This is a genomic window from Streptomyces sp. NPDC059853 (assembly GCF_042731495.1).
GTDB lineage: Bacteria > Actinomycetota > Actinomycetes > Streptomycetales > Streptomycetaceae > Streptomyces.
Genome location: NZ_JBHWJL010000294.1, coordinates 1 through 6,401 on the forward strand (window position 1 = coordinate 1; position 6,401 = coordinate 6,401).

At 73.2% G+C, this 6,401-nt stretch carries 6 protein-coding genes; all 6 read right to left on the minus strand.

Annotated features, from left to right (window positions below; translation table 11 throughout):
- Positions 1-821 (minus strand): SURF1 family protein (locus ACFV5N_RS23050; RefSeq protein ID WP_385603025.1); only part of this gene is annotated, 821 nt, incomplete at its 3' end.
- A 30-nt stretch (positions 822-851) separates the two neighbouring features.
- On the minus strand, positions 852-2,234 hold the full coding sequence (locus tag ACFV5N_RS23055) for a hypothetical protein (protein ID WP_385603027.1): 1,383 nt from the start codon (positions 2,232-2,234) through the stop codon (positions 852-854).
- The gene (locus ACFV5N_RS23060) at positions 2,231-2,896 is read right to left on the minus strand and encodes a SigE family RNA polymerase sigma factor (protein ID WP_385603029.1); all 666 of its coding nucleotides are present in this window, start codon (positions 2,894-2,896) and stop codon (positions 2,231-2,233) included. The genes ACFV5N_RS23055 and ACFV5N_RS23060 overlap by 4 nt, the downstream gene beginning before the upstream one ends.
- Positions 2,897-3,295: 399 nt before the next feature.
- Positions 3,296-4,591: an aspartate kinase gene (locus ACFV5N_RS23065; RefSeq protein ID WP_375061974.1), complete on the minus strand. Its 1,296-nt coding sequence runs from the start codon at positions 4,589-4,591 to the stop codon at positions 3,296-3,298.
- A 292-nt stretch (positions 4,592-4,883) separates the two neighbouring features.
- On the minus strand, positions 4,884-5,984 hold the full coding sequence (locus ACFV5N_RS23070; RefSeq protein WP_385603032.1) for a glutamate--cysteine ligase: 1,101 nt from the start codon (positions 5,982-5,984) through the stop codon (positions 4,884-4,886).
- Positions 5,985-6,062: 78 nt separating this feature from the next.
- Positions 6,063-6,362, minus strand: coding sequence for a hypothetical protein (locus tag ACFV5N_RS23075; protein WP_385603034.1), 300 nt, complete (start codon positions 6,360-6,362; stop codon positions 6,063-6,065).
- Between the last annotated feature and the right edge of the window lie 39 nt (positions 6,363-6,401).

Consider the following 6,401-nt stretch of genomic DNA (forward strand, 5'->3'; position numbering starts at 1 on the left):
CCTGCGAAATCTTCGGTCGGGGGGGCCCCGCCCGCGGCGGGTCGGGGGGGGGGCGCCCGGGGCTCGTCGCGCCCCCGCGCGGCAACGCGCGGGGCCTCCAGCTCGCGGCGGAAGAAGCGGTACCACATGAACAGCGCGAAGGCGATGAAGGCGAACCACTCGGCGGTGTAGCCCAGGTTCTGGAACGCCTTGATGTCGAGACCGGTGTTGGTGGCGGCGGCCGGCGGCACGGCCCGCAGCGGCTCGGCGGGCTCGCGCACCGTCACCCAGGCGTTCTCCACCGGGTACGGCAGCACGTTGATGAGCGAGGCGGAGCCGATCACGCCGAGCTGCCCGGGCGGCAGCCCGGTCGGCGGGCTGACGTCGCGCGGGGACTCGGCGCCCTGGAGCGCGCCGGTGACCGTCACCTCACCGGTGGGTGCCGGGGGAACGGCGGCGGGGTCGGGGTCACCGGCCAGCCAGCCGCGGACGACGGGCAGCGCGTCGCCGCCGTCGTCGGGCAGCAGCGGGGTGAGGACGTAGTAGCCGCGTTCCCCGTCCAGCATCCGCTCGGGGACGAGCAGTTCCTGCTCGGGGTCGAACGTACCGGTGACGGTGGCCTGCTCCCCCACCGTCGCGGTGGTGACGGGCAGCAGCTCGCGCAGCGGGCGCGGCTCGGCGATCTCCGCCGCCTCGGCCTGCTTCTCGCGCTCGCGGTGGCTGTCGACCCGGTCCTCGAAGCGGTCGAGCTGCCAGAACCCCATGAAGAGGCAGAACGGCACGGACAGCACCACGAAGACGTTGATCCCCCACCAGCGGGGAGTCAGCAGAAACCGGTACACGTGCCCACGGTACGGGGTGGGCCGGGGCGGTCAGGGCGCCGGGGTGCTCGAAGTGCCGGGGGACGGCAGGACGCCGGTGCGGTAGACGGTGCCGTGGCAGGTGCCTTCGAGGTGGATGTCGACGGCGGGGGTGCCGGCCGGCGGGGTGTAGCGCAGCACGACGGTGCGCTCGTCGGGGCCGGTGCCGGATCCGCCGCCGGGCCCGCTGCTCGCGCCGCCCGGTCCCGAGCCGCCGCCCGCGCTGTCGGAGCCGCCGCTGCCCGGGGCGCCGTTGCCCGCGCCGTTCGTCGGGCCGGGGCCGCTGTCGCCGCCGCCCGGCTCGCTGTCGCCCGGTGTGCCGGGGCCGCCCGGCTGCTCGCCGCCGCCCGCGTCCCCGTCGCCGGGGCCCGAGCCGTCGCCGCCGCCCGCGCCGCCCGCGCCGCCCTCCAGTTCGTCGGGCAGCGGCTCGGCGCCGCGGCCCGCGTCCGGGCTGAGTCCGTCCGGCTCCGGTTGCACGGCGCAGGAGGCCCCCGACGCCCCGGCGCCGGGCACCCACGCGAACCGCACCTCGTACGCCTCGCCCGGCGGCAGCACCAGTTCGCCCGGCTCCTCGTCGGGGCCGGGCAGCCGGATGGCCCGGTCGTCCTCGGTGCGCGGGACGATCTGCACCTCGCCGGAGCCGCCCGCGCCGCTCGCCGCGGGGAGGACGGACAGGTCGTCGGTGTCGCCGGTGACCCGGCAGGGCGTCTGGGAGACGTTGGCGACGCGGATGGTGCCGTACACCTTGCCCAGCGCGTCCGGTTCCTCGGTGACGGCGCCGGCGGCGCCGAGCTGTCCGGCGGTGCAGTGCGGGGAGTCGGCGCCGGTGAGCCGCCCGTCGTAGGGGGTGCCGGTCTCGGCGGCGCCGCCGCCCGTGCCGTCCGGCTGGTGGGCGGCGCCGTCGTCGGTGCCGTACGCGGGGTCGCCCAGCGGGGGTTCGCCGAGGCCGTCGTACGCCTCGGGGCCGCCGTCCACGCCGCTGGAGGGGGCCGGGCCGCCCTCGGCGGCGGTCTCGCCGGCGAGGCCGGTGGCCTGGTCGTTGCCGCGCCGGGCGCCGTTGCCGGCGGCTTCCAGGACGGCGGGGGCGCCGATGGCCAGGACGCCGACGGCGGCGACGGTGCTCAGCAGCAGCTGGCGCCGGCGGCGGCGCCGGGCGGCGATGCCGTCGCGCAGCGCGTCGAGGGGAACGTCGGGGACGGGGAGGGTGCCCACCGCGTCGTGCAGGAGACGGCGCAGGTTCTCCTCGTCGGACAGCGGTCCCGGGCTGTCGGGGATGTCGATGCCCTCGGGGAGGGGCGGCAGATCGGGGCAGCCGTCCGGCGCGGGGGCCGGTTCCCCGGCGCCGGACGGCTCGCGTTCCCGGTCGTCCCCCGCGTGCGGATCGCGGTCGCTCATCGGGCGGCCTCCATGGCGACCCGCAGCGCGGCGATGCCGCGCGAGCCGTACGCCTTCACCGAGCCCGCCGAGATCCCCAGCGTGCTGGCGACCTCGGCCTCGGTCATGTCCGCGAAGTAGCGCAGCACCAGCACCTCGCGCTGGCGGCGCTGGAGTCCGCGCATGGCCTGGATCAGTTCGGCGCGCTCCAGTTGCTCGTAGGCGCCTTCCTCGGCGCTGGCCATGTTCGGCATCGGCTTGGAGAGCAGCTTGAGGCCGAGGATGCGGCGGCGCAGGGTGGAGCGGGAGAGGTTGACGACGGTCTGCCGCAGGTACGCGAGGGTCTTCTCGGGGTCGCGGACCCGGCCGCGCGCCGAGTGCACGCGGATGAACGCCTCCTGGACGACGTCCTCGCAGGAGGCGATGTCGTCGAGCAGCAGCGCCGCGAGACCGAGCAGCGAGCGGTAGTGGGCCCGGTAGGTCTCGGTCAGGTGGTCGGTGGTGGTCCCCTCAGCCATGGCGCTGTCCGCGTCGTGGGACGGCGACGGCGCGTGGAGGGGCGCAGCCGGTGCGGCGGACGGGCCGGCGGGGCCGGTGGCGTGCGGCGGGGCGGGCTGGGAGGCGGACCCGGAGGCGGGGCCCGGGACGGACCCCGGGGCCGGCAGCGGGGCGATCACGGGCATGCCCCCGGCACCGTCCGAACCCCTCGGGCGCGGGAGATGCGGAGGTGCTGTCGCGGTGAATTCCAGGACCTCTGCCACGCCAGTTGGACACTCTCTCCCCCGCGAAGGTTGTACGGCGCGGGTCGGTTTCTGAATGAGTCACATCGGCTCACACCTACCGCCTACCCTGAAATGTCCGAGTGGTGCTGCGCCTGTGGCCCTCGCGAGAGGGTGTGGAAGACGCTCCCCGCACCGCACATGGTCCGTGAGTGGGTGCGGGGAGTTGAAATCGTCCCCCGGGGGATTGGTCCGGATCAAGCGATCCGGACCTACGAATTGGTCACGGGAGCTTCACATCCCGCCAATCTCGTTCAAAAGGTAACGTGTTGCCCCCGGGCCCGGTGCCGGTACGGCGGCGGCTCAGCGCCCCGTACCGCCGTACACGACGGCCTCGTCCGACTCGCTGTCCAGACCGAACGCGGTGTGCACCGCCCTGACCGCCGCGTTCACATCGTCTTCGCGGGTGACGACGGAGATGCGGATCTCGGACGTCGAGATCAGCTCGATGTTCACGCCCGCGTTGGACAGCGCCTCGAAGAAGTGCGCCGTGACACCGGGGTTGGTCTTCATGCCGGCGCCGACGAGCGAGATCTTCGCGATCTGGTCGTCGTAGCGCAGGGCGTCGAACCCGATGTCCGGACGCCGCTTCTCCAGCGCGTTGATGGCCGACCGTCCTTCGTCCTTGGGCAGGGTGAAGGAGATGTCGGTCAGTCCGGTGGAGGCGGCCGAGACGTTCTGCACCACCATGTCGAGGTTCAGTTCCGCGTCGGCCAGCGCGCGGAAGATCTTCGCCGCCTCGCCCGGCTTGTCGGGCACCCCGACGACGGTGACCTTGGCCTCGGACGTGTCGTGCGCCACCCCCGAGATGATCGCCTGCTCCATCTCCCCTTGTCCTTCCCGTTGTGCGGACTGCGCCTGCGGCGGCTCACTGCTGACCCAGGTGCCCTTGAGACCGGAGAAGGACGACCGTACGTGAATCGGGATGTTGTAGCGGCGCGCGTACTCCACACAGCGGTGCAGCAGCACCTTCGAACCGGAGCTGGCCAGCTCCAGCATGTCCTCGAAGGAGATCCAGTCGATCTTGCGGGCCTTGGAGACCACGCGCGGGTCGGCGGTGAACACCCCGTCGACGTCCGTGTAGATCTCGCACACCTCGGCGTCCAGCGCGGCGGCCAGGGCGACCGCCGTCGTGTCGGAGCCACCGCGGCCCAGCGTGGTGATGTCCTTCTTGTCCTGGGAGACACCCTGGAACCCGGCGACGATGGCGATGTTGCCGTCGTCGACGGAGGAACGGATACGGCCCGGGGTCACATCGATGATGCGGGCCTTGTTGTGAACGGAGTCGGTGATGACACCCGCCTGGCTGCCGGTGAAGGACTGCGCCTCGTGCCCGAGCGCTTTGATCGCCATGGCCAGCAAGGCCATGGAGATGCGCTCTCCGGCGGTCAGCAGCATGTCCATCTCGCGCCCGGACGGGACGGGGGACACCTCACCCGCGAGATCGATCAGCTCGTCCGTCGTGTCGCCCATCGCGGAAACCACGACGACCACCTGGTGGCCGTTCTTCTTGGCTTCGACGACTCGCTTGGCGACGCGCTTGATGCCCTGGGCATCGGCAACGGAGGAGCCGCCGTACTTCTGCACGACAAGGCCCACGTGTGCTCGCTCCTCGTATCTCTCACGCCGTGATCCGAGCGGGGACCACGGTCTGCTGAAGTCTACCGAGCAGGCGAAATCCGCCCATCCGATGCCACATCCTGAGACACCGGGCTCATCCAGCGGGAAGCCCTGCCCGGCCTGGAAAAGCCCACACGAAACACGGGCGAAACGTAACGAGGCTCACACGGACGGTCGCCGTCCGGTGGGAGGCGCGGGCCTCCCCCGGACGGACGCGCGCGCCGTGTGCGCGGGGTGTGCGGAGCGTGGCGCGCGCGGCGGGCGCGGCGGGCTACGTCAGGAGCGCCGAGGCGAGGTAGGCGGCGACGTCGGCGGGGCCGCCGCCCGCGGAAACGATTCCGCGCTGGCGGGCGGCCCACGACCCGTTCGCCCGCAGCTCGGTGAGCCCGCTGGTGACGTACGCGAGGTCACCGGCGTCGGACAGCGCCGGGGTGACGTGCTTGACCAGCTTCTCCACCCAGGTCCAGGCCGGCACCGGGTGGCCGGTGAACACGTCCACAGCGTCCCCCTCCATCCCGTACCGCGCGGCCTGCCAGTGCGCGGCGGCCAGCAGCGGGCCGGGGACGGCCGGGGGCGGCGCGCCGGCGTCCAGCTCCTCCTGGCAGGTGGCCACCAGGGCGCGGGTCAGCGCGGCGAGCAGGACGGCGGTGCCGGCGGTGGGGCAGACGTCGGTGACCCGGACTTCGAGGGTGGGCACGAACTCGGAGGGGCGGGCGAACCAGTACGCCATCTTCCGGTCCAGGATGACGCCGGAGGCGACGAGTTGGTCGAGCGTCGCGTCGTAGGCGGCGGCCGAGGGGAACAGCGGCGCGGGACCGGCCACCGGCATGTAGCCCCACCACACGGAACGGAAGCTGGCCCAGCCGGTGTCCTCGCCCAGGGCGTACGGGGAGTTGGCGGCGAGGGCCTGGAGCGCCGGTAACCAGGGCCGCAGGTGATTGCTCACCGCGACCGCCCGCTCCCGGTCCGGCATCCCGATGTGGATGTGCATGCCGCAGGTCATGTGGCCGAAGGTCCGGGCGCCGTACTTCTCGTAGATCCGCCGGTACCGTTCGCCGCCGGTCGGCGGCGAGGGCGGGGCGGGCAGCGGCTCGGTGGCGCACGGCAGTACGGCGCACCCCACGGCCTCGGCGGCGGTGGCCGCGGCGGACCGCAGGGACCGCAGGTCATCCGCCAGCCGGGACAGTTCACGGTGCGGTTCCGAGGCCGTCTCGACCACGGCCAGGGAGGTCTCCGGCTTCAGCCGCCCGGCCGGCCCGGCGGCCGGGGCATCGGCCGCGATCACGTCCTCGGAGACCGGCATCGCCACCCCGCTGACGGGGTCGGCCAACAGGAACTCTTCCTCGACACCAACGGTGAGCAGTTCTCCCATTGCTGAAGGTTCCCCAGGGCCTGCCCGTGCGAATCCCGTCGAGGACATGACAGAGGTGCCGGGTTCGCCGGGCGCGGTTCAGGCGGGCCGGTACCGGCGCCCGGAGGGCCCGAACAGCTCGTACGCCGTCCAGAACCGCCCGTCCGGCTGCTTGCGCACCACGCGCTTCAGATAGCCGTGTTCCTCCAGCTCGCGCAGGTAGCGGGCGATCCTGGTCTGCCCCTCGACCCGCAGCGGGGCCAGCGACTCGATGCTGACCCGCTCGTCCGGCGGGACGCTGAGCAGGTAGCTGAGCAGGCCCAGGGCGCCGAACGAGATCCGGTGGTCCTCGGTCAGCCGCTGCTCGATCCGGACGAAGGCGGTGGCGTCATCGCTCATGGGAGCCTCTTTCGGTTGGGATGGGGGTTGGGGCTGGGG

Coding starts and splice junctions, on each gene's coding strand:
- ACFV5N_RS23055 (WP_385603027.1), bottom strand. CDS start 2,234: ATGAGCGACCGCGATCCGCACGCGGGGGACGACCGGGAACGCGAGCCG.
- ACFV5N_RS23060 (WP_385603029.1), bottom strand. CDS start 2,896: ATGCCCGTGATCGCCCCGCTGCCGGCCCCGGGGTCCGTCCCGGGCCCC.
- ACFV5N_RS23070 (WP_385603032.1), bottom strand. CDS start 5,984: ATGGGAGAACTGCTCACCGTTGGTGTCGAGGAAGAGTTCCTGTTGGCC.
- ACFV5N_RS23075 (WP_385603034.1), bottom strand. CDS start 6,362: ATGAGCGATGACGCCACCGCCTTCGTCCGGATCGAGCAGCGGCTGACC.